The organism is Ideonella sp. P3_A4 (assembly GCF_056403075.1).
Window position 1 is genome coordinate 1 of the sequence record NZ_JBFUGE010001158.1, and the last position, 1,070, is coordinate 1,070.

Annotated in this window: 1 protein-coding gene; it reads left to right on the forward strand. The window is 70.7% G+C overall.

The features are described from left to right. Window positions 1–70 precede the first annotated feature (70 nt). On the forward strand, window positions 71–1,070 hold a 1,000-nt coding region (locus tag AC1DYI_RS36620; protein ID WP_477208987.1), incomplete at its 3' end, for an aminotransferase class I/II-fold pyridoxal phosphate-dependent enzyme.

Consider the following 1,070-nt stretch of genomic DNA (forward strand, 5'->3'; position numbering starts at 1 on the left):
GATCTGTGACTGTTATCGAATCACCGCTCGCCGGACGATGGGCACATCTCCACCGCAACGGACCACGCCCATGACCCGCTTTGCCCCCAACGACATCATCCACCTCGTCGGCGACGCGCCGCGCCATGACCTGGCCGAAAGCCTGGGCCCCAACCTGCGTTTGTCTGATGTGCTGGATGCCGACGCGCTGCGCGAACTGGCCGATCTGCCGCTCGGCTACGGCACGGCCGAGGGCAACGCCGAGTTGCGCGAGCAAGTCGCCGCGGCGCACGGCGTGCAGCCCGACGACGTGGTGGTCACCGCCGGCGGCATGCAGGCGCTGTTTCTGCTTGCGTTCACGCTCTGCGGCCCAGGCACCGAGGCCGTCGCCGCAACACCGCTGTTCCCGTTGGCGCGCAACGCCCTGCAGGCAGTGGACACCGAGGTGCGGTCGCTGCCACTGCGCTTTGACGCCGGCTACCAGCCCGACCTGGCCGAACTGCGCCGCCTGCTGTCACCTCGCACGCGCCTGGTCAGCCTGGCCTCGCCGCAGAACCCCTCGGGCGTCGCGATCCCGCTGGCCACGCTGCGCCAGGTCGCCGCGTTGTTGGCCGAGTGTGCGCCCGATGCTTTCCTGCTGGTCGACGAAACCTACCGCGACGCGGCCTATGGCGACGCGCCGGCCGTTGCCAGCGCGCTTGAGTTAGGTCCGCGCGTCGTCTCGACCGCGTCGCTGTCCAAGTGCCACGGCGCGCCGGGCTTGCGCATCGGCTGGGCCATCACGCGCGATGCCGAACTGCGCCGGCAACTCGTCACCGCGAAGTTCAACACCACCATCGCCTGCGGCGCGGTCGACGAAGAGTTGGCACGCCGGCTGTTGAGCCGCAGCGGCCCCTTGCTCGCCGAACGCGGTGCGCACCTCGCCCGCCACCTGGCGCTGGTCGAGCGCTGGGTGCAAAGCGAAGCGGCGCACATCGATTGGGTGCGCCCGGACGCAGGCGCGCTGTGCTGCGTGCGCCTGAAGCCGGCCGTGTTTGACGACGCCGCGGTCGAGCGCTTCCACGCCGCCCTGCCCGCACTCGGTGTGCGGG